This window comes from Rouxiella sp. T17 (assembly GCF_036663475.1).
Lineage (GTDB): Bacteria > Pseudomonadota > Gammaproteobacteria > Enterobacterales > Enterobacteriaceae > Rouxiella.
In genome coordinates, this window is record NZ_JAWUEA010000026.1 from 39,157 (window position 1) to 58,027 (window position 18,871).

The following is an 18,871-nucleotide window of genomic DNA, read 5'->3' on the forward strand; positions in this document are numbered from 1 at the left end:
AGGATTCCGAGCGTTAGAATAGCCGCTGACTAAGAGCACTTATGGAAAATATATGCGCATTCATATTCTGGGGATTTGCGGCACTTTTATGGGCGGACTGGCTATGCTGGCGCGCGCTCAGGGACATGAGGTTACCGGATCGGACGATAATGTTTATCCGCCGATGAGCACCTTGCTCGAGAATCAGGGGATTAATCTGATTCAGGGATATTCGCCGACGCAGCTTGAGCCGAAGCCCGATTTGGTCATTATTGGCAATGCCATGACGCGCGGCAATCCTTGCGTCGAGGCCGTACTCGAGCAGGGCATTCCTTACGTGTCTGGCCCGCAGTGGCTGCACGACCACGTATTGCCCGGCCGCTGGGTAATCGCCGTCGCGGGTACGCACGGTAAAACGACGACGGCCGGAATGGTCACCTGGATCCTTGAAGCCTGTGGCTATCAGCCTGGCTATGTGATTGGCGGCGTGCCGGGCAACTTTGAGGTTTCTGCGCGTCTGGGTGACAGCCCGTTCATGGTGATTGAAGCGGACGAATATGACTGCGCCTTCTTTGACAAGCGCTCGAAATTCGTTCATTACAGCCCGCGCACGCTGGTGCTGAATAACCTTGAGTTCGACCACGCCGATATTTTCGACGATTTAAAAGCCATTCAGAAACAGTTCCACCATCTGGTGCGTCTGGTGCCGGGACAGGGAAAAATAATCCTTCCCGAACACGACACGCCGTTGAAACAGGTGATGGCGATGGGATGCTGGAGTGAGCAGGAGTACGCCGGTGACGGCTGTACGTGGAACGCGAAAAAAACCTCGCCGGACGCCAGCAAATTCCAGGTTTATCTCAACGGTGAAGTCGCGGGTGAAGTCTGCTGGTCGCTGGTGGGCGAGCACAACATGCATAATGCGCTGATGGCGGTGGCTGCCGCGCGTCACGTTGGCGTGAGTCCTGCGGATGCCTGTCAGGCGCTCGGGACCTTCATCAACGCCCGTCGTCGTCTCGAGCTGCGCGGCGAAGCCTTTGGTGTCAAAGTTTATGATGATTTTGCTCATCATCCGACGGCGATTCTGGCCACGCTTGCCGCCCTGCGCAGCAAAGTTGGCGGTACGGCGCGCATTATTGCCGTGCTTGAGCCTCGTTCCAATACCATGAAGCTGGGCAAGAGCAAAAATGAGCTGGCGCCTGCGCTGGGGCGTGCCGACGAAATCTTCCTGCTGCAACCGCACAACATTCCGTGGCAGGTGTCCGAGGTGGCCGAGCACTGCATTCAGCCGACTCATTGGCATGCCGATGTCGATGCGCTGGTCGATATGATTGTCAAAACGGCGCTGCCGGGCGATCACATCTTGGTGATGAGCAACGGCGGATTCGGTGGCATTCACGGCAAATTGCTGGAAGCGTTAGAGAAAAAAGCACTGAAAGTCTCGCAGAAGTGATCTTCAGCGATAACCTCTGATCCGATCCTTGCCAAAAAAAAGCCCTCGCATTGCGAGGGCAAAAGGGTGTCGTCGGACAGGACGACGAGGGTTCGTTTTTAAAGCTTTACTTGATTACGTTCTGCTTGTTAACAGTTCTTTTCTTGAAATCTTTTTCTATTTCAACGTACTACCTAAATCTCTAACCAGATAAGAGTCGGAAGGATCCTGGCTCTTATTTGTAGATCTGCGCAGTGGCGTGATAGTTGCCTTCGTTACGCGCTTCGATCACACGGTAAGACGAGGCCCCTTCATTATCTGCTTTCTGTGACAGCTGCTGACGAATATCAGTTGGCACACCATCAATACCACTCACGGTGATCGTTCCCATTGGCTGTAAATTCTGAGCCTGCTGGCTAGTGATCAGTTGTGCAGCAGACGCGCCAAATGAAACGGCGGTCAGCAGACCGAGAGCGGCAAAAGCTGTGGTGATTTTCATGATAGTTTCCTTAATTTACCTGTGCGCAGGCTGCCCGCTGTTTGTAAGTCGGTGCAAGGTTCAACGCAGATTAATTGTTGGATTTATCAGGTTAGAAAACTTCATTATGCATAAACAGCGTCACGTGGGGCCTGTGAGACAGGTCGGCGAACAAATGCATGGTTTTCGCGGCGATAAATCCGTTTTATCGGCGGCTTTTGAATGGGTATTCAAAATTCGTCAGTTCAGGACATGCGCTACTGCACTTAATAAAATCTTAATCCAGTCTTGCTGCACGCCTTACTATGCGGAAGATTATACTGCTAATAACGTCGCATATTAATAGTAAGCTAAGTAATTATTATGCTGAGTTTTGTGTTTTTAATAGCCGAAAAGCATAAAAAGTGGGGTTTTATTGTGCTTTTTTCGTTAAATTTATTTAAAATCAATCGATTGAGCAGAATGAGCTATCTGTGCGGAATTTAGCAGGCGATCGTACTGGTGTATCGGATATCGGGCGAATAATCAGGAAGAGTTAGACGCGTAAACTGGTCGGTAAGCAAGACTTACCGACCAATGAGCCAATTAAAGCTCTTGCTCGAACAGGCTGAGAATCGCATCGAACAGCTGTTTTACGGTAAACTTGCGCGCCGGGGTAATAAAGATGGTGTCATCGCCCGCGATGGTGCCGAGAATACCTTCAGATTTACCGAGTGAGTCGAGCAGGCGTGCAATCAGCTGCGCCGCGCCCGGGCTGGTACGAATAACCACGACGGCATCGTTATAATCGATGTCCAATACCAGATTTTTCAACGGGCTGGTGGTGGTCGGTACGCCAATTTCTGCGGGCAGACAGTAGACCATTTCCATCTTGGCATTGCGGGTCCTGACGGCGCCAAACTTGGTCAGCATACGAGAGACTTTAGACTGATTGATGTTCTCGAAGCCATCATCTTGCAGTGCGACAACGATTTCACCCTGAGAGCTGAACTTCTCTTCCTTCAAGAGCGCCTTGAAAGCTTTGATTAAATCTTCCTGTTTGGCAGGATTACGCATGTTAGACCCATAGATTGACAGTAGTTATGGCGTTGATTATGCATAAATTTGAATTTTTATGCAATAAAACATCTATTTTTAGCTAAACAAAGTCAAGTTTCTAAAAGCCTTAACCCGTTAATTACCTTTTATCTTATCGAGAAGTTAATAGAACCTGTTCACGGCTGTTTAAGCTTTAAAATAAATTTCATTCCGATTAAAGCATTTTTTAATTTTTCATATTTTTTGTACTTTATTTAAAACGATTAATTTCAGCAGGCTATTAATTGATCCTGCTAATGAAATTTTATCTTTTTGATAAAGAATAATAATTTTAATTTCCTGTGCGGCTTCTTCATTTAATTTCTGCGCCAGCTCGCAATATATAAATTGGTCGTTTGTTTTTAATACTGCCATTTACTAAGGTTATTAAGTTAATGCTTATTAAGTGAATGAAAGCATGATGTTTTTTAACGTCATTTAAAAAGGAGTACAGGATGAAAGTTGCAGTCCTTGGCGCCGCTGGCGGAATAGGCCAGGCCCTTGCTTTACTACTCAAGACTCAATTGCCGTCTGGCTCTGACCTCTCCCTCTATGATATTGCTCCCGTTACTCCGGGCGTAGCGGTAGACCTCAGCCATATTCCCACCGCCGTAAACATCAAAGGATTCAGTGGCGAAGATGCCAGACCCGCGCTGAAAGACGCGCACGTGGTGCTGATTTCAGCCGGAGTTGCCCGCAAGCCCGGTATGGATCGCTCCGACCTGTTCAAGGTTAATGCGGGTATCATTCGCAACCTTATGCAGCAGGTTGCCGAAACCTGTCCACAAGCCTGTATCGGCATTATTACCAATCCCGTCAACACTACCGTCGCGATTGCCGCCGAGGTATTAAAGAAAGCGGGCGTCTATGACAAACGCAAGCTGTTTGGCATCACTACGCTCGATACGCTGCGCGCCAACACCTTTGTCGCCGAGTTAAAGGGCAAACTGCCGCAGGAAGTTGAAGTGTCGGTCATTGGCGGCCATTCAGGCCTGACGATTCTGCCTTTGCTATCGCAAATTCCTGACGTGACCTTTACGGAAGATGAAATCAGCGCGTTAACGCGTCACATTCAGAATGCCGGAACCGAAGTGGTAGAAGCGAAGGCGGGCGGAGGATCGGCAACGCTGTCAATGGCTCAGGCAGCCGCGCGGCTGGGGCTTTCACTGGTTAGCGCAATGCAGGGCAAAGCGGGCGTGATTGAGTGCTCGTACGTCGAGGGTGACGGCGAATATAGTCGTTTCTTTGCACAACCGGTGCTTTTGGGCAAAGACGGCATCGAGGCGTTTCAACCGATTGGTAACTTAAGCCAGTTTGAACAAAATGCGTTGGACGCGATGCTTGAAGAGCTGCGCAAGGATATCGAGCTGGGGGAACAGTTTGTCAATAATGCTCAGCCGACGGCGTCTGCTACCGGTTAATCCTTGAAAAATATCGCCTTACTTGATTTATCTTCCCTTTGTTATAACCCGCCGGAAACCTCTCCGGCGGTTCGTTAGCGTTAATCATCCACGTTAGCGGTTACTCCTCCCAAGCAACTCGGTTTTAGCTTTAGGCTGCGACGTTGCACGCATTTTCCTTTCAATAAGCTCATCGGTATGCGGATCAAAATAGCGGCTCGGCCAGATCTCCGACGGATGTAGCTGTAACGCATTGGCAATAATCCATTCTCCTTTTGGCCAGGGGCGCGACAGTGCGTTTGCCAGCGTGGACGAGCTAAGTCCGGCTGAACGCGAAAGGGCAGCGAGAGTCGTGCGTTGTTTATGCAGCGATGCAATAATATCGGCATGATGCCAATCTTCTTTCCGTAAAAGCATAGTGGCTCCCTTGTGTAATGAGCTGGCAGGCGAAGTTATAATGTGGCTTAATTTCTTAAATTCCCATTAGGAAACATATAAGAGCAAAAATATGGACATTGTTCAAACCGGTTTCTCAAAAGATATTTTTATTTTTCATCATGAGTTGTTCGTCTTATTTGAACAATTAGTTGAGGAGAGTTATCAACTTAACTACTTGTAATCGTTATTTTTAGAACTTATTCGTTAAATCAAAGGAAACCACTTACGTGCTTATAGCGCTATTTTTCGGAATCGTTAATCGTGATTGAATAATACTTTTTTTCGATGGGTTTCTGAAAGGCAATAAAAGTTATTAAAGGGCATGTTTTTTATCTTCATGTATTAACTGGTCTTTATTTTTTATTGCCTTGAATATTATGCAGGAAAGTTACGCTTGATGGTTAAATGCCGCCGTTAGTTTTATTTTTCTCGATAAAAACATTTCATCAAAAAAAAGTAAAGTTACGCTGTCCTAAAATATCTAATGCCAAAGTTTACAAGCTAGTGGTATAACTTAAATGTTCATGGAAAAAAGGAAATTTGCAGGCTTTATCAGGAGCAAGTTTTTAACGATAAGTGGATGGCTTTTTCATCATAAATATAAATGCTATCAATATAAATATGATGGCCTTATATATTATAACTATGCATACACGTTAAATAGAGAGCGTTTTTATGAATCGTGAGTGGTTTTCTGCCAAAGAATTAATTGCGTTTTCCGGACTTCCTTCATCAACACAGGGTATCCACAGCATGGCTCGACGTCAAAACTGGAAGAGACGAAGAAGGTACGGCACGCAGGGAAGAGGCGTTGAATATCATAAGGATAGCATTCCCATTGCCACGACTCAGAAAATAGTGCTGCATGAACCTTCTGTTGATTATCTTTATCCACGACATCAAGATCCGCTGAGTATCTGGGTTGAAAGTTATAATCAGCTAAATGAAAAGGAGAGGAAAAAGTTGATCACTTTTATCGTTCGTGAAGGAATGCTTGAAGTTATCAATCGAATCAATATAAATAGCGATTAAATTTGATAAATATATGGTTGGCCGCTAATTGAAATTATTAATTAACTGTTGATGTAAATGTGATTGCTTATGTGTTAACTGTATTGTAAGGGTCGCCATTAAATAAGCTCGGTTAACGTCTCAGGTTTTAAATTAATAAAAGGAATGCCATGAAAAAGGAATGGTTTACAGCTCAGGAGCTTGCTGGGGCTAATGGTTTACCTATAACGCCACAGGGTATCCATTGCATGGCAAGACGACAAAAATGGGAAAAGCGTCGGCGAGTGGGCGTGCAGGGCAAGGCGGTCGAATATCATGCCAGCAGCCTGCCTAAAGTGATGAAACCGGCACTTGTCATTCAGGAAAAATCAGCCGAGTACCTGTGCGCCAACGGGCAAGATCCGTTATTAATCTGGATTGAAAGCTACAAACAGCTTAATAGCCACGAGCGCGAACAAATCGTCTCTTTCATCATGAGGGAGGGCATGCTGGCGGTGATAAATCGTTTAGGCAATGAACGTGGGCAGGTTGAATTGAGAGAGAGGGTTGACGCGAATGAAGCAAGGCCGGCTGAAAAAAGCGAGCCTTGCTCGTGAGCTAGGTTAGTACTTAGAAATCACGTTTAACGGCGAGATGGGCGAGCCCTTCAAGCGCCACGCGGTGAGACGACTCAGGCAGCGCCTGAAGCGCAGCAATCGCCTTGTCAGCCTCTTCTTCAGCACGTTTGCGCGTGTACTCGAGCGAGCCGCACTGGTGCATGGCTTGCAGCACCGGCTCGAGCAGATGTCGGCCGTTACCTTGCTCGATAGCCTGGCGGATCATGCTCGACTGCTCGGCATTACCGTGTTTCATGGCATGCAGCAAAGGCAGAGTAGGTTTGCCTTCATCCAGGTCATCACCGGTATTTTTACCCAGCGTTTCACCATCGGCGTCGTAATCGAGCAGATCGTCAATCAGCTGGAAAGCCGTGCCCAGATAGCGGCCATAGTCTTGCAGCGCGCGAACCTGCGCATCGGTTCCGCCCGCCAGCATGGCAGAAGCCTGTGCCGCCGCTTCGAACAGACGCGCCGTTTTACTGTAGATAACCTGCATGTAGCTTTCTTCAGTAATATCCGGATCGTTGCAGTTCATGAGCTGCAGAACTTCGCCTTCGGCAATCACGTTGACGGCCTTGGACATCAGCGCCAGCACGGGCAGCGACTCCAGATCGGTCATCATCTGGAAAGCGCGGGTATAGATGAAATCGCCTACCAGTACGCTCGCCGCGTTACCAAACGCCGCGTTGGCAGTGGCTTTGCCCCTGCGCATATTGGATTCATCGACCACGTCGTCATGCAACAAGGTTGCAGTATGGATAAACTCTATCAGCGCAGCGACGGTCACATGCTTGTCACCCTTATAGCTCAGGGCGCGGGCAGCAAGAACGGCAATCATCGGGCGAATTCGTTTACCACCACCGCTAATGATGTAATATCCAAGTTGATTGATGAGCGAAACATCAGAGTTCAACTGGTCGAGAATTGCCGCATTGACTGCAGCCATATCCTGTTCGGTGAGGTCGGTAATCTGTTCTAGGTTCATTGTGATTTTTCGGCTTTATTTCTCTTCACCGCAATGAGAACGGGCTCACATTGGCACATGATGCAAACTGTAGCAGAGATTGTACTTGAAAAATGAGTGAGATAAACGCGTTCAAATGAACTGCGCTTTTTTTCTTCTTTTCTGGTGATTGTGCTCTTGTCATATGCTGATTTTTTGCGTAGAATTCGCGCCCTATTGTGAATATTTATAGCGCCCTCTGGACTATACAAAGTTGAGTGCGCGGAAAGCGGAGTTTTATATGTACGCGGTTTTCCAAAGTGGTGGTAAACAACACCGAGTAAGCGAAGGTCAAACTGTTCGCTTGGAAAAGCTGGACATCGCAACTGGTGAAACAATTGAGTTTGACCAAGTTCTGATGATCGCTAACGGTGAAGAAATCAACATCGGCTTGCCTTTAATTGCTGGCGGTGTGATCAAGGCTGAAGTTGTAGCTCACGGTCGTGGCGACAAGATCAAGATTGTTAAGTTCCGTCGTCGTAAGCACTACCGTAAGCAGCAGGGCCACCGTCAGTGGTTCACTGATGTTAAAATCACCGGCATTAGCGCTTAAGTTAGGAGAGCGAAACTATGGCACACAAGAAGGCTGGCGGTTCCACACGCAACGGTCGCGACTCAGAAGCTAAACGCCTTGGCGTTAAGCGTTTCGGCGGCGAAGCAGTTCTGGCAGGCAGCATCATCGTCCGTCAGCGCGGCACCAAATTCCACGCGGGTATCAACGTGGGTTGCGGTCGTGACCACACTCTGTTTGCTTTGACTGACGGTAAAGTCAAGTTCGAAGTTAAAGGCAAAGACAACCGTAAATTCATCAGCATCGAAGCTGAATAATTTACTGTCTGCGTCTAGATAGATTGATGTAAGCCCCGCAATTAGTTGCGGGGCTTTTTACATTCTGTTGGCCAACACCGGCAATAAAAATGATAGTCAATAAGACTGACTTCATCGCAGATTCTCATTTTGCTGTACACTTTATGTGCTATTGCACTGCTTCCGATGGCGAAGCCTGAGACATTTTTTATGCTGGCAAGTAGCCTGTCTTCTGTTCTGCGGTGCGTAACCTGAATGGTTATTTTGAGCCTTTGTGGACCTTGCAGAGGCAATGTATTCTGCAATGGGCCATCACGCACGGCATCCTGGAACAGAACAAGACTCGATGGCTGACTTAGCATCCGGGTGAATGATTTACGGAGACAGTTCAAATGAAGTTTGTAGATGAAGCGACGATCCTGGTCGTAGCAGGCGATGGCGGTAATGGTTGCGTAAGCTTCCGCCGCGAAAAATATATTCCTCACGGTGGCCCTGACGGCGGTGACGGCGGCGACGGCGGTGATGTTTACCTGATTGCCGACGAAAACCTAAATACCCTGATCGACTACCGTTTTGTTAAATCTTTCCGCGCCGAACGTGGCGAGAACGGCCAGAGCCGTGACTGTACCGGCAAACGCGGTAAAGATATCACCATCAAAATTCCTGTGGGCACGCGCGTGCTGGATCAGGGTACCGGCGAAGTGCTGGGCGACATGACGCGTCACGGTCAGGTTCAACTGGTCGCGAAAGGCGGATGGCACGGTCTGGGCAACACCCGTTTTAAATCATCGGTAAACCGTTCTCCGCGTCAGAAAACCATGGGCACCAAAGGTGAACTGCGTGATCTCTCGCTGGAACTCATGCTGCTGGCCGACGTGGGTATGCTGGGTCTGCCGAATGCCGGTAAATCGACCTTCATTCGTTCCGTTTCTGCCGCCAAGCCAAAAGTGGCCGACTATCCGTTTACCACGCTGGTGCCAAGCCTCGGCGTAGTGCGTATGGATAGCGAGCAGAGCTTCGTGGTGGCCGATATTCCAGGTCTGATCGAAGGCGCGTCTGACGGTGCCGGTCTGGGTATTCGCTTCCTGAAACACCTCGAGCGCTGCCGCGTTCTTCTCCATCTGGTTGATATCGCTCCGATTGATGAAACCGATCCGGTTGAAAATGCCAAGATCATCATCAATGAGTTGAAGCAGTACAACGAGAAGCTGGCAAACAAACCACGTTGGTTGGTCTTTAACAAGATTGACGTGATTGGTCAGGAAGAAGCCGAGCGTCGTGCTAAAGAAATCGCCGAAGGCATGGGTTGGGAAGGGGATTACTTCCTGATTTCCGCTGCCAACCGCGAAGGCGTCAACGCGCTGTGCTGGGAAGTGATGAAGTTCATCAACGAAAATCCTAAACACATGTCCGTTGAAGAAGCCGTACCAGAGAAAGTCGAGTTCATGTGGGACGATTACCACCGTGAACAGCTGGCCGTGGTTGAAGACGAAGATGATGACTGGGACGATTGGGATGATGAAGACGACGAAGGCGTTGAAATCATTTACGAACGTTAATCACGCGCAAGTCGCCTGATCGGTTTTCGGTAAAATAAAAAGGTCGCTCTTGCAGCGACCTTTTTTTATGCCTTCCCTTTCAGCAGGAAGGCCTTGGCTAGCAGTCATCAACGATCAGTTATTAGAATAAATGTCTTTATAGAGGCGGCTTTCGAAACGTACCAGCGGTGCGCGTCGCGTGCGCTGATCTTCAGGTGGAACGGCATAGCCCGAAAGATACTGCACAAACGCCAAACGCTGACCACTCGCTGCCGTAATAAAGCCCGACAGATTGTAAACGCCCGCCAGTGAACCCGTTTTCGCCGACACTTTGCCATCGACACCGGCTTCGTGCAGACCGCCGCGATACTGAAGCGTACCGTCGTGACCCGCAAGCGGCAGCATCGAGATGAAATCCAGCTCGTTGTCATGCTGAGCGATATATTGCAGCGCCTGCATCATGGTTTTAGGTGACACCAAATCATGACGCGACAGGCCCGATCCATCGACCTGAATTGTGTTGCCCATCACAATTCCCGCTTTTTGTCGCAAAATCTGACGTACGGCGTCTGAACCCGCGCGCCACGTGCCCGGCACGCCATAAACCTGATGGCCCAGCGTACGGAATACGGTGTCGGCAATCATGTTGTCAGACTTTTTCAGCATCATGTGCAGCAACTCGTGCAACGGCGCCGACTGGGTCTGCGCCAAAATAGTGGCAGCAGGCGTCACGCGCGTTTGCCTTTTCAGTCGGCCGTCGATCTGAATATCCGCCTGCGTCAGCTCTTGCTTGAGAATTTCACCGGCATAGGCGGCGCCATCCTGTATCGCGAAGGCTAAAGGCAGCGGCTCGCTACGCTGAGTCAAACAGCCCGTCAGCGTAAAGCGGTTGAACTCGCCGGGCATGACGTCCAGCTCGCAGTACTGCGCGTCTGGCGAGCCTTTGGCCAGCGTTCTCACCTGACTGAACATCTGCACCGGATAATAGGATGCCACGCGAATAAACGCGTTTTCGTCAGGCTTGGTGGCGCTATAAAGCGAAACCGAGAAACAGTTGCGGTCGACAATCGCGGCGGCAGGTGGCGCGCTAAAGCACTGCGTGATGTCATTCCACGGCCAGCCTGGCGCCTTGTCGTGGCTGGCAAACACGGAGGTATCGATGACCACATCGCCGCTAATCTCTTTGACGCCCTGTTTTTTCAGCGCGGCGACCATATTCCGAATATTCTGACGTTTAAAAGTCGGGTCGCCGTCGAATCTGGCGATTAAATCGCCATGTAACACGCCGTCGCCGATACTGCCTTTAGTTTCAAAGGTCGTATTAAAACGAAAATCGGGGCCTAACTGCAGCAGGGCCGCCAGCGCGGTAAAGATTTTCATGGTGCTCGCCGGGAGCGCCATTTGGTCGCCGTGATAGTCGACAACCGGCGTCGTAGCGCCAATTTTCTGTACCAGTACCGATAAATTCGTGCCTTCCGGCAGGTACTGCGTGTAATTTTCTACCTGGGCGGCGTTGGCACTAAGAGCAAACGCGCAGGCTAATCCACTGACAATTCGTAAAAAACGCATTATTTTGAGTATAGGCTCTGGATAACTGCAGGATGACGTGGTGCCATACTACGATGCAACGAACGGGGGCGCAACGTGGGTGAAAGTAATCAATGATCCCAAAGGAACTCTACGTTAGAATACCACTCAAAATGAAAACCCCACCTTAGCTTGGAGTCCGCTCCAGGTGAGGTTTTTTTTGTTTATCGCCAGAGCGAGTCGGCCACAGAGGGCTGATTTCTTCCTGATAAATTCAGGACGGTGTTTTACCGAAAGGACAAAGTTAGAGGCAATAAAATATGAATCAGATTCCGATGACATTGCGTGGCGCAGAAAAATTACGCGAAGAACTAGACCATCTCAAGAGCGTTCGCCGCCCAAAAATTATTGCTGACATTGCCACTGCGCGCGAGCATGGCGATTTGAAAGAAAATGCCGAATATCATGCCGCCCGCGAGCAGCAGGGTTTCTGCGAAGGTCGTATTCAGGAAATCGAAGCCAAGCTGTCAAACGCGCAGGTTATTGATGTCATGAAGATCCCTGCCAACGGACGCGTCGTTTTCGGGGCTACGGTTAAAGTGCTGAATCTTGATAGCGAAGAAGAGCAGACCTATCGCATCGTAGGCGACGACGAAGCCGACTTTAAACAGAATCTAATTTCAGTCAATTCGCCGATTGCTCGTGGCCTGATTGGCAAAGAAGCAGATGACGTAGTCGTTATCAAGACGCCGGGCGGTGAAGTCGAGTTTGAAGTGCTTAAAGTAGAATATATTTAATGTGCGAAAAGGCGCGGATTGTAAGAGATTTCTCGCCAATTTTACCTATGATTGACTGGGTAAAATAAAAAAGGCCCGCAAGGGCCTTTTGTAAAAGCATGTATAGATAGCAACTTTTCGTTAATTCCACAGCGCTTTTCGTTAAACTCGTAAAAGTTAACGCGGTAAGATAATTTTGCGGTCTTCGGTAGAAGGGCGATACAGTACCAGCATATTGCCGATGACCTGCACGTTGATCGCCTTGGTTTCACGCACAATGGCGTCTGCGATCAAAGACTTGGTTTCACGCTCTTCGGCGGCAATTTTCACCTTGATGAGTTCGTGATGTTGCAGTGCCTGGTCTATCTCGGCAAGTACGCCTTCAGTGAGGCCGTTATTACCCAGCATGACTACCGGTTTTAACGGATGTGCCAAGCCTTTCAGGTACTGTTTTTGTTTATTGTTAAGATTCATCGTCTTTTTTACTTAAGTTGGGATTGAAAACGGGGCATTCTACCGCCATCTCATCTATATCACCAACTCAGTGTTTCATTGAGTGGCGTGCCTGGACGACTTAACCATAGACTAAACGACGCTAAGAGCTTGTTGTAAGGGCTCTACTCAGGGTAGTTTGAAAACTATATGGTTACTAAATAATGTCTAATAAAAAGCGTTCTGCAAGTTCCAGTCGCTGGTTGCAGGAACACTTTAGCGATAAATATGTGTTAGAAGCACAGAAAAAAGGGCTGCGTTCCCGTGCCTGGTTTAAACTTGATGAAATACAGCATGGCGACAAGCTGTTTAAACAAGGGATGACCGTTGTTGACCTGGGCGCTGCGCCCGGTGGATGGTCGCAATACGCAGTAACGCAGATCGGCAGCAAGGGGCGAATCATCGCTTTAGATCTTCTACCTATGGATCCAATCGTAGGTGTCGATTTCCTTCAGGGCGATTTTCGTGATGAACTCGTACTCAAAGCCCTGCTTGAAAGAGTAGGAGAAAACAAGGTTCAGGTGGTCATGTCCGATATGGCCCCGAATATGAGTGGCACACCGGCAGTCGATATACCAAAATCGATGTATCTAGTTGAATTGGCGCTGGATATGTGTCGTGATGTACTCGCACCAGGCGGAAGTTTCCTGGTGAAGGTGTTCCAGGGAGATGGTTTTGAAGAATACCTGCGGGAAATTCGCTCCCTGTTTACGAAGGTTAAGATTCGTAAGCCAGACGCTTCCCGAGCTCGTTCCCGAGAAGTGTACATCGTAGCGACAGGGCGGAAAGTGTAGTTGCCTAACGCTGTTTGTTAACACAGTTGTAATATGAGGTTAATCCCTTGAGTGACATGGCGAAGAACCTGATTCTCTGGTTAGTCATCGCGGTTGTATTGATGTCTGTATTTCAGAGCTTTGGGCCCAGCGAGTCTAATGGCCGTAGGGTAGATTATTCTACCTTCATGTCCGAATTGACCCAAGACCAGATTCGTGAAGCACATATCAATGGCCGTGAAATTGACGTTACCAAGAAAGACAGTAACAAATACACGACCTATATCCCTGTCAACGATCCTAAGTTACTGGATACCCTGTTGACGAAGAATGTGAAAGTTGTTGGTGAGCCGCCTGAAGAGCCGAGCCTGCTGGCATCTATCTTTATTTCCTGGTTCCCGATGCTGTTGCTGATAGGGGTCTGGATCTTCTTTATGCGACAAATGCAGGGCGGTGGCGGCAAAGGTGCAATGTCCTTTGGTAAAAGCAAAGCCCGCATGCTGACGGAAGATCAAATCAAGACCACCTTTGCCGACGTTGCAGGTTGTGACGAAGCCAAGGAAGAGGTGAGCGAGCTGGTAGATTACCTGCGCGAGCCAAGCCGTTTCCAGAAACTGGGCGGTAAAATTCCTAAAGGCGTGCTGATGGTGGGCCCGCCAGGTACCGGTAAAACCCTGCTGGCGAAAGCCATTGCGGGTGAAGCAAAAGTGCCGTTCTTTACCATTTCAGGTTCCGACTTCGTTGAAATGTTTGTAGGTGTTGGTGCATCTCGTGTGCGTGACATGTTCGAACAGGCCAAGAAAGCGGCACCGTGCATCATCTTTATCGATGAGATTGATGCGGTCGGTCGTCAGCGTGGCGCCGGTTTGGGTGGTGGTCACGACGAACGTGAGCAGACCCTGAACCAGATGCTGGTTGAAATGGATGGCTTCGAAGGTAACGAAGGGATCATCGTTATCGCCGCAACCAACCGTCCAGACGTGCTTGACCCGGCGCTGCTGCGTCCAGGTCGTTTTGACCGTCAGGTTGTCGTTGGCTTGCCGGACGTTCGCGGTCGTGAGCAGATCCTTAAAGTTCACATGCGTCGCGTTCCATTGTCTCCAGATATCGATGCAGCGGTAATTGCACGCGGTACGCCGGGCTTCTCCGGTGCTGACCTGGCTAACTTAGTCAACGAAGCGGCGCTGTTCTCGGCGCGTGGCAACAAGCGTGTGGTATCGATGGTCGAGTTTGAAAAGGCCAAAGACAAAATCATGATGGGTGCAGAACGCCGCTCCATGGTGATGACCGAAGCGCAGAAAGAGTCGACCGCGTATCACGAAGCGGGCCACGCCATCATCGGCTGGTTACTGAAAGACAAGGGTCACGACCCTGTGCATAAAGTAACGATTATTCCACGTGGTCGTGCATTGGGTGTGACGTTCTTCCTGCCGGAAGGCGACGCCATCAGCGCAAGTCGCGAGAAGCTTGAAAGCCAGATCTCCACCCTTTACGGCGGTCGTTTGGCAGAAGAGATTATTTACGGTGCGGGTAAAGTGTCTACCGGTGCATCCAACGACATCAAAGTTGCTACCTCGATTGCCCGTAACATGGTCACTCAGTGGGGCTTCTCCGAGAAACTGGGTCCGCTTCTGTACGCAGAAGAAGAGGGCGAAGTATTCCTGGGTCGTTCGGTGGCGAAAGCCAAGCACATGTCTGATGAAACCGCGCGTATCATCGACCAGGAAGTTAAATCCCTGATCGAAGTCAACTACAAGCGTGCTCGTGAAATTCTGGATGCCAACATGGACATCCTGCATAGCATGACCAAAGCGCTGATGACGTACGAAACCATCGACGCGCCTCAGATAGACGATCTGATGACGCGTAAAGATGTGGTTCGTCCGCCAGCCGGTTGGGACGCAGCAACCAGCACAGGTTCAGACGACAACAACGGTTCGCCAAAAGCGCCGACGCCTGTTGATGAGCCACGTACGCCTAACCCAGGCAATACGATGTGCGAGCAGTTCAGCGGCAAGTAATCTATCTAAGGCAAGTGACGTAAAGTAAGTTGCCTAAGGTAAGCCACACAACACGCTGATTTGCAGGCTTTGCTTCGACCGCCTGTACTGACTAAACTAAAACCCCGGCCTCGACCGGGGTTTTTTACGTTTTGAGCCCCGCGCCCAATCAGCAATTCTATTTTCAGGCTTCTCCCGACAGGAACAACAGCATGCAACTCACCGCTAACGGCAGTATCCTCAACCTCGACTTTCCTCAGGTGATGGGGATCCTTAACGTCACGCCAGACTCTTTCTCCGACGGTGGTCGTCATAATAATCTCGACGCCGCTATCGCCCACGCAAAAATGATGGTCGATGCTGGCGCCACGATTCTGGATATTGGCGGTGAATCGACTCGCCCGGGCGCGGCCGATGTCAGCGACGATGAAGAGCTGTCGCGCGTTGTTCCCGTTGTCGAAGCGCTGGCAAAACGTTTTGACGTCTGGCTGTCGGTAGATACGTCGAAAGCCTCGGTCATTCGCGAATCGGCCGCGGCGGGTGCGCATCTCATAAACGATATTCGTTCGCTGCAAGAGCCGGGTGCGCTGCAGGCGGCGGCAGAAACGGGATTACCCGTATGCCTGATGCACATGCAGGGCGAACCAAAAACGATGCAGCATGCGCCGCAATATAATGACGTGGTAGCCGAGGTAGACGACTATTTTGTGCGGCGCATCGCCCAATGTATCGATGCGGGTATCGCAAAAGACAAATTGTTGCTCGACCCAGGCTTCGGTTTCGGTAAGAATCTGCAACATAACTATGCGCTGCTGGCCAGATTGGCCGAGTTTCAGCATTTTGGTTTACCGCTACTCGTCGGCATGTCGAGAAAATCGATGATTGGCCAGCTGTTAAACGTTGCTCCAGAGCAGCGCGTCACCGGCAGCGTCGCCTGTGCAGTTATTGCTGCCATGCAGGGCGCGCAAATTATTCGCGTTCATGACGTGAAAGAAACGGTGCAGGCCATGCGGATTGTCGAAGCAACACTTTCAGCTAAGAAGGGATGAAAAATAAATTATGAGCAACCGTAAATACTTTGGTACAGACGGCATTCGTGGCAAGGTTGGCGATACCCCGATTACGCCTGATTTTGTACTGAAGCTCGGTTGGGCCGCGGGCAAGGTTTTGGCTCGCCACAGCTCAGGTAAAGTGATTATTGGCAAAGACACGCGTATTTCCGGCTATATGCTGGAGTCTGCACTTGAAGCGGGCCTTGCTGCCGCGGGTCTTTCTGCCTCGTTTACCGGCCCGATGCCAACCCCTGCCATCGCCTATCTGACTCGCACCTTCCGTGCCGAAGCCGGAATCGTGATTTCAGCTTCACACAACCCTTACTACGATAACGGCATCAAGTTCTTCTCGACGGATGGCGCAAAATTGCCGGATCACGTGGAAGAAGCGATCGAAGCCGAGATGGAAAAACCGCTGACCTGCGTCGAATCCGCAGAATTGGGCAAGGCCAGCCGTATCGTTGACGCCGCAGGCCGTTACATCGAATTCTGCAAGGGCACATTCCCGGCGGAGTTGAGCCTCAGCGGCTTAAAAATTGTGGTCGATTGCGCGAACGGCGCGACCTATCACATTGCGCCAAGCGTCATGCGTGAACTCGGTGCCAAAGTGATTGCTATCGGCTGTGAGCCAGACGGCATGAACATCAACGAAGGTTGCGGCGCGACCGACGTTCGCATGTTGCAACAGCGCGTGCTCGAAGAGAAAGCCGATTTGGGCTTAGCCTTCGACGGCGACGGCGACCGCATTATCATGGTTGATCATGAAGGGAACAAAGTCGACGGCGACCAAATCCTCTACATCATCGCTCGTGAAGGCCTGCGTCAGGGCCAGCTGAAAGGCGGCGTTGTCGGCACGCTGATGAGCAATATGGGCCTCGAGTTGGCATTAAAACAGCTCGGAATTCCATTTGCTCGCGCCAAAGTGGGTGACCGCTACGTGCTCGAGAAGCTGCAGGAGAAAGGCTGGCGAATTGGTGCCGAGAACTCGGGGCACGTTATCCTGCTCGACAAAACCACGACCGGCGACGGCATTGTGGCAGGTTTGCAAGTACTTACTGCCATGGTTCGCAACCACATGAGCCTGCACGACCTGTGCAGTGGCATGAAATTGCTGCCGCAGATTCTGGTCAACGTGCGTTTCTCGGGTCAGAACGATCCGCTTGAAGATGCCGAAGTGAAAAGCGTGACCGCCGCCGTCGAAAAACAGCTGTCCGGCAAAGGCCGCGTGCTGCTGCGCAAATCGGGCACCGAGCCGTTAATTCGCGTAATGGTCGAAGGTGAAGACGCTGCGCTGGTCGAAAGTCTGGCCAATAAAATTGCCGACGCGGTGAAAGCTGTCTGATTTTACCTTTTTTGCGGCATTGATCGTGATGCCGCAAAAACCTGTTCCTCTATTTCCGTAAAAAAGAATAGGGTTTCGAAAAAAAGAATAGGGCTTCGAAAAAAAGAATAGGGCTTCGAAAAAAAGAATAGGGCTTAGGTAAGAAAAGAGAAGGGCTTCGGCGAGAAAAGAACGAGGGTAATTGTTCATCTTCTCGCCGGAAACACGAATAAATTACGCCGTTTGGCGTTTTTTTCCGCAAACGAACGCCAACCCGAAAATTGCTCTTGCGCAGCCAATAGGGTTTGGTTAGTATTCAGACCCGCTTCAGTAGGTCCTTGATGGCTTACAGCTAGTGATAGTAAGAAGCAGGTGTGAAGCAACTAGCACGCGGTGAACCCGCAAGGATACAGGTACAACTATGTACGATGCTCTTCTAGTGATTTTCCTTATCGTGGCAATCGGCCTTGTAGGTCTGGTTATGCTGCAACAAGGTAAAGGCGCAGATATGGGAGCCTCTTTCGGAGCAGGTGCATCAGGCACATTGTTCGGTTCGAGCGGTTCCGGTAACTTTATGACCCGCATGACGGCTATTTTGGCGGCGCTGTTCTTCGTCATTAGTTTGATTCTGGGGAACATGAGCACCAATAAGAGCAAAAGCGGCAGCGAGTGGGAAAATCTCGGTCAGCCAGTTAAATCTGAGCAGACTACTGCACCGGCAGCTCCAACGGGCCCAAGCAGCGATATTCCTAAGTAAGTTGCAGTAAAAGTACAGAAGTTGCAGTAAATCAGTATCAGGTTGTAGAAAAGATTTTAAAGCATTTGACGCCAGCGTCAGGGCTTGGAAGTAAAGGGTTCTAAACAATTGCAATTACTTGGACAGTAAGCGCGATTGAGAAAACAGAGTGCCGAGGTGGTGGAATTGGTAGACACGCTACCTTGAGGTGGTAGTGCCCGAATGGGCTTACGGGTTCAAGTCCCGTCCTCGGTACCAATCTTTTGATGACTTGCATTCTTGCGGTTATCGGCGTAATATTTTGCGGCATCAAGTCGCGATAATATAAATGCGCGTTACGTTGTTTTCGGACGCGGGGTGGAGCAGCCTGGTAGCTCGTCGGGCTCATAACCCGAAGGTCGTCGGTTCAAATCCGGCCCCCGCAACCATTTTCCT

General features: G+C 49.9%; 20 protein-coding genes, 2 tRNA genes and 1 pseudogene. 16 read left to right on the forward strand and 7 right to left on the reverse strand.

The window, feature by feature from the left end:
* The first annotated feature begins 52 nt into the window (after positions 1-52).
* Positions 53-1,432 (forward strand): UDP-N-acetylmuramate:L-alanyl-gamma-D-glutamyl-meso-diaminopimelate ligase, encoded by a 1,380-nt coding sequence (mpl, locus tag SC206_RS06815; protein WP_332735456.1) that lies wholly within the window; start codon positions 53-55, stop codon positions 1,430-1,432.
* A 214-nt stretch (positions 1,433-1,646) separates the two neighbouring features.
* Here the strand turns inward: mpl and yhcN are convergent, their stop codons facing one another.
* The 3 genes from yhcN to SC206_RS06830 all read right to left on the reverse strand — a co-directional run bounded on the left by yhcN (position 1,647) and on the right by SC206_RS06830 (position 3,341).
* A complete protein-coding gene (gene yhcN / locus SC206_RS06820; RefSeq protein ID WP_332735458.1) occupies positions 1,647-1,910 on the reverse strand; it encodes a peroxide/acid stress response protein YhcN in 264 nt (87 codons plus the stop codon).
* A 564-nt stretch (positions 1,911-2,474) separates the two neighbouring features.
* Positions 2,475-2,945 carry a transcriptional regulator ArgR gene (gene argR / locus SC206_RS06825; RefSeq protein ID WP_332735460.1) on the reverse strand — a complete coding sequence of 157 codons (471 nt, stop codon included), beginning with the start codon at positions 2,943-2,945 and terminating at the stop codon, positions 2,475-2,477.
* Between the two features lie 216 nt (positions 2,946-3,161).
* Positions 3,162-3,341 carry a hypothetical protein gene (locus SC206_RS06830; RefSeq protein ID WP_332735463.1) on the reverse strand — a complete coding sequence of 60 codons (180 nt, stop codon included), beginning with the start codon at positions 3,339-3,341 and terminating at the stop codon, positions 3,162-3,164.
* Between the two features lie 80 nt (positions 3,342-3,421).
* On the opposite strand from SC206_RS06830, the gene mdh reads away from it, so the two are divergent.
* The gene (gene mdh, locus SC206_RS06835) at positions 3,422-4,387 is read left to right on the forward strand and encodes a malate dehydrogenase (protein ID WP_332735465.1); all 966 of its coding nucleotides are present in this window, start codon (positions 3,422-3,424) and stop codon (positions 4,385-4,387) included.
* A 93-nt stretch (positions 4,388-4,480) separates the two neighbouring features.
* Here the strand turns inward: mdh and SC206_RS06840 are convergent, their stop codons facing one another.
* Complete coding sequence (locus SC206_RS06840) at positions 4,481-4,783, reverse strand: helix-turn-helix domain-containing protein (RefSeq protein WP_332735467.1); 303 nt, start codon at positions 4,781-4,783, stop codon at positions 4,481-4,483.
* 696 nt (positions 4,784-5,479) lie between these two features.
* Here SC206_RS06840 and SC206_RS06845 point away from each other — a divergent pair.
* Both SC206_RS06845 and SC206_RS06850 read left to right on the forward strand, forming a co-directional pair.
* Positions 5,480-5,836 (forward strand): DNA-binding protein, encoded by a 357-nt coding sequence (locus SC206_RS06845; protein ID WP_332735469.1) that lies wholly within the window; start codon positions 5,480-5,482, stop codon positions 5,834-5,836.
* Positions 5,837-5,985: 149 nt separating this feature from the next.
* A complete protein-coding gene (locus SC206_RS06850) occupies positions 5,986-6,411 on the forward strand; it encodes a DNA-binding protein (RefSeq protein WP_442976035.1) in 426 nt (141 codons plus the stop codon).
* A gap of 13 nt (positions 6,412-6,424) precedes the next feature.
* Here SC206_RS06850 and ispB read toward each other — a convergent pair whose 3' ends face one another.
* The gene (gene ispB, locus SC206_RS06855) at positions 6,425-7,396 is read right to left on the reverse strand and encodes an octaprenyl diphosphate synthase (protein WP_332735471.1); all 972 of its coding nucleotides are present in this window, start codon (positions 7,394-7,396) and stop codon (positions 6,425-6,427) included.
* A gap of 259 nt (positions 7,397-7,655) precedes the next feature.
* Here ispB and rplU point away from each other — a divergent pair, with 259 nt between their 5' ends.
* The 4 genes and pseudogenes from rplU to cgtA all read left to right on the forward strand — a co-directional run bounded on the left by rplU (position 7,656) and on the right by cgtA (position 9,780).
* Positions 7,656-7,967 carry a 50S ribosomal protein L21 gene (gene rplU / locus SC206_RS06860; protein ID WP_332735473.1) on the forward strand — a complete coding sequence of 104 codons (312 nt, stop codon included), beginning with the start codon at positions 7,656-7,658 and terminating at the stop codon, positions 7,965-7,967.
* Between the two features lie 17 nt (positions 7,968-7,984).
* The gene (gene rpmA, locus SC206_RS06865; RefSeq protein WP_009636773.1) at positions 7,985-8,242 is read left to right on the forward strand and encodes a 50S ribosomal protein L27; all 258 of its coding nucleotides are present in this window, start codon (positions 7,985-7,987) and stop codon (positions 8,240-8,242) included.
* 102 nt (positions 8,243-8,344) lie between these two features.
* Positions 8,345-8,465: pseudogene (locus SC206_RS06870) on the forward strand (EamA family transporter); the annotation flags it as partial.
* A 148-nt stretch (positions 8,466-8,613) separates the two neighbouring features.
* Positions 8,614-9,780 carry an Obg family GTPase CgtA gene (cgtA, locus tag SC206_RS06875; RefSeq protein WP_332735476.1) on the forward strand — a complete coding sequence of 389 codons (1,167 nt, stop codon included), beginning with the start codon at positions 8,614-8,616 and terminating at the stop codon, positions 9,778-9,780.
* A 114-nt stretch (positions 9,781-9,894) separates the two neighbouring features.
* On the opposite strand, the gene dacB is transcribed toward cgtA, so the two are convergent.
* Positions 9,895-11,328 (reverse strand): serine-type D-Ala-D-Ala carboxypeptidase, encoded by a 1,434-nt coding sequence (gene dacB / locus SC206_RS06880; RefSeq protein ID WP_332735478.1) that lies wholly within the window; start codon positions 11,326-11,328, stop codon positions 9,895-9,897.
* A gap of 278 nt (positions 11,329-11,606) precedes the next feature.
* Here dacB and greA point away from each other — a divergent pair, with 278 nt between their 5' ends.
* Entirely contained in the window at positions 11,607-12,083 is a 477-nt protein-coding gene (gene greA / locus SC206_RS06885; RefSeq protein ID WP_332735480.1) for a transcription elongation factor GreA, read from the forward strand.
* Positions 12,084-12,239: 156 nt separating this feature from the next.
* On the opposite strand, the gene yhbY is transcribed toward greA, so the two are convergent.
* Entirely contained in the window at positions 12,240-12,536 is a 297-nt protein-coding gene (gene yhbY, locus SC206_RS06890; protein ID WP_332735482.1) for a ribosome assembly RNA-binding protein YhbY, read from the reverse strand.
* 182 nt (positions 12,537-12,718) lie between these two features.
* On the opposite strand from yhbY, the gene rlmE reads away from it, so the two are divergent.
* From rlmE to SC206_RS06925, 7 genes are all read left to right on the forward strand, one after another.
* On the forward strand, positions 12,719-13,348 hold the full coding sequence (gene rlmE, locus SC206_RS06895; protein ID WP_332735484.1) for a 23S rRNA (uridine(2552)-2'-O)-methyltransferase RlmE: 630 nt from the start codon (positions 12,719-12,721) through the stop codon (positions 13,346-13,348).
* Positions 13,349-13,404: 56 nt separating this feature from the next.
* A complete protein-coding gene (gene ftsH / locus SC206_RS06900; RefSeq protein WP_332735486.1) occupies positions 13,405-15,348 on the forward strand; it encodes an ATP-dependent zinc metalloprotease FtsH in 1,944 nt (647 codons plus the stop codon).
* Between the two features lie 191 nt (positions 15,349-15,539).
* Positions 15,540-16,376, forward strand: a complete 837-nt coding sequence (folP, locus tag SC206_RS06905; protein WP_332735488.1) for a dihydropteroate synthase — start codon at positions 15,540-15,542, stop codon at positions 16,374-16,376.
* 10 nt (positions 16,377-16,386) lie between these two features.
* Positions 16,387-17,721, forward strand: a complete 1,335-nt coding sequence (glmM, locus tag SC206_RS06910; RefSeq protein WP_332735490.1) for a phosphoglucosamine mutase — start codon at positions 16,387-16,389, stop codon at positions 17,719-17,721.
* A 400-nt stretch (positions 17,722-18,121) separates the two neighbouring features.
* Positions 18,122-18,457 carry a preprotein translocase subunit SecG gene (secG, locus tag SC206_RS06915; RefSeq protein WP_332735492.1) on the forward strand — a complete coding sequence of 112 codons (336 nt, stop codon included), beginning with the start codon at positions 18,122-18,124 and terminating at the stop codon, positions 18,455-18,457.
* A 150-nt stretch (positions 18,458-18,607) separates the two neighbouring features.
* Positions 18,608-18,694 (forward strand) — tRNA-Leu (locus tag SC206_RS06920).
* A gap of 93 nt (positions 18,695-18,787) precedes the next feature.
* Positions 18,788-18,864: transfer RNA gene (locus SC206_RS06925), tRNA-Met, on the forward strand.
* The last annotated feature ends 7 nt before the right edge of the window (positions 18,865-18,871 follow it).

Coding starts and splice junctions, on each gene's coding strand:
- mpl (WP_332735456.1), top strand. CDS start 53: ATGCGCATTCATATTCTGGGGATTTGCGGCACTTTTATGGGCGGACTG.
- yhcN (WP_332735458.1), bottom strand. CDS start 1,910: ATGAAAATCACCACAGCTTTTGCCGCTCTCGGTCTGCTGACCGCCGTT.
- argR (WP_332735460.1), bottom strand. CDS start 2,945: ATGCGTAATCCTGCCAAACAGGAAGATTTAATCAAAGCTTTCAAGGCG.
- SC206_RS06830 (WP_332735463.1), bottom strand. CDS start 3,341: ATGGCAGTATTAAAAACAAACGACCAATTTATATATTGCGAGCTGGCG.
- mdh (WP_332735465.1), top strand. CDS start 3,422: ATGAAAGTTGCAGTCCTTGGCGCCGCTGGCGGAATAGGCCAGGCCCTT.
- SC206_RS06840 (WP_332735467.1), bottom strand. CDS start 4,783: ATGCTTTTACGGAAAGAAGATTGGCATCATGCCGATATTATTGCATCG.
- SC206_RS06845 (WP_332735469.1), top strand. CDS start 5,480: ATGAATCGTGAGTGGTTTTCTGCCAAAGAATTAATTGCGTTTTCCGGA.
- SC206_RS06850 (WP_442976035.1), top strand. CDS start 5,986: ATGAAAAAGGAATGGTTTACAGCTCAGGAGCTTGCTGGGGCTAATGGT.
- ispB (WP_332735471.1), bottom strand. CDS start 7,396: ATGAACCTAGAACAGATTACCGACCTCACCGAACAGGATATGGCTGCA.
- rplU (WP_332735473.1), top strand. CDS start 7,656: ATGTACGCGGTTTTCCAAAGTGGTGGTAAACAACACCGAGTAAGCGAA.
- rpmA (WP_009636773.1), top strand. CDS start 7,985: ATGGCACACAAGAAGGCTGGCGGTTCCACACGCAACGGTCGCGACTCA.
- cgtA (WP_332735476.1), top strand. CDS start 8,614: ATGAAGTTTGTAGATGAAGCGACGATCCTGGTCGTAGCAGGCGATGGC.
- dacB (WP_332735478.1), bottom strand. CDS start 11,328: ATGCGTTTTTTACGAATTGTCAGTGGATTAGCCTGCGCGTTTGCTCTT.
- greA (WP_332735480.1), top strand. CDS start 11,607: ATGAATCAGATTCCGATGACATTGCGTGGCGCAGAAAAATTACGCGAA.
- yhbY (WP_332735482.1), bottom strand. CDS start 12,536: ATGAATCTTAACAATAAACAAAAACAGTACCTGAAAGGCTTGGCACAT.
- rlmE (WP_332735484.1), top strand. CDS start 12,719: ATGTCTAATAAAAAGCGTTCTGCAAGTTCCAGTCGCTGGTTGCAGGAA.
- ftsH (WP_332735486.1), top strand. CDS start 13,405: ATGGCGAAGAACCTGATTCTCTGGTTAGTCATCGCGGTTGTATTGATG.
- folP (WP_332735488.1), top strand. CDS start 15,540: ATGCAACTCACCGCTAACGGCAGTATCCTCAACCTCGACTTTCCTCAG.
- glmM (WP_332735490.1), top strand. CDS start 16,387: ATGAGCAACCGTAAATACTTTGGTACAGACGGCATTCGTGGCAAGGTT.
- secG (WP_332735492.1), top strand. CDS start 18,122: ATGTACGATGCTCTTCTAGTGATTTTCCTTATCGTGGCAATCGGCCTT.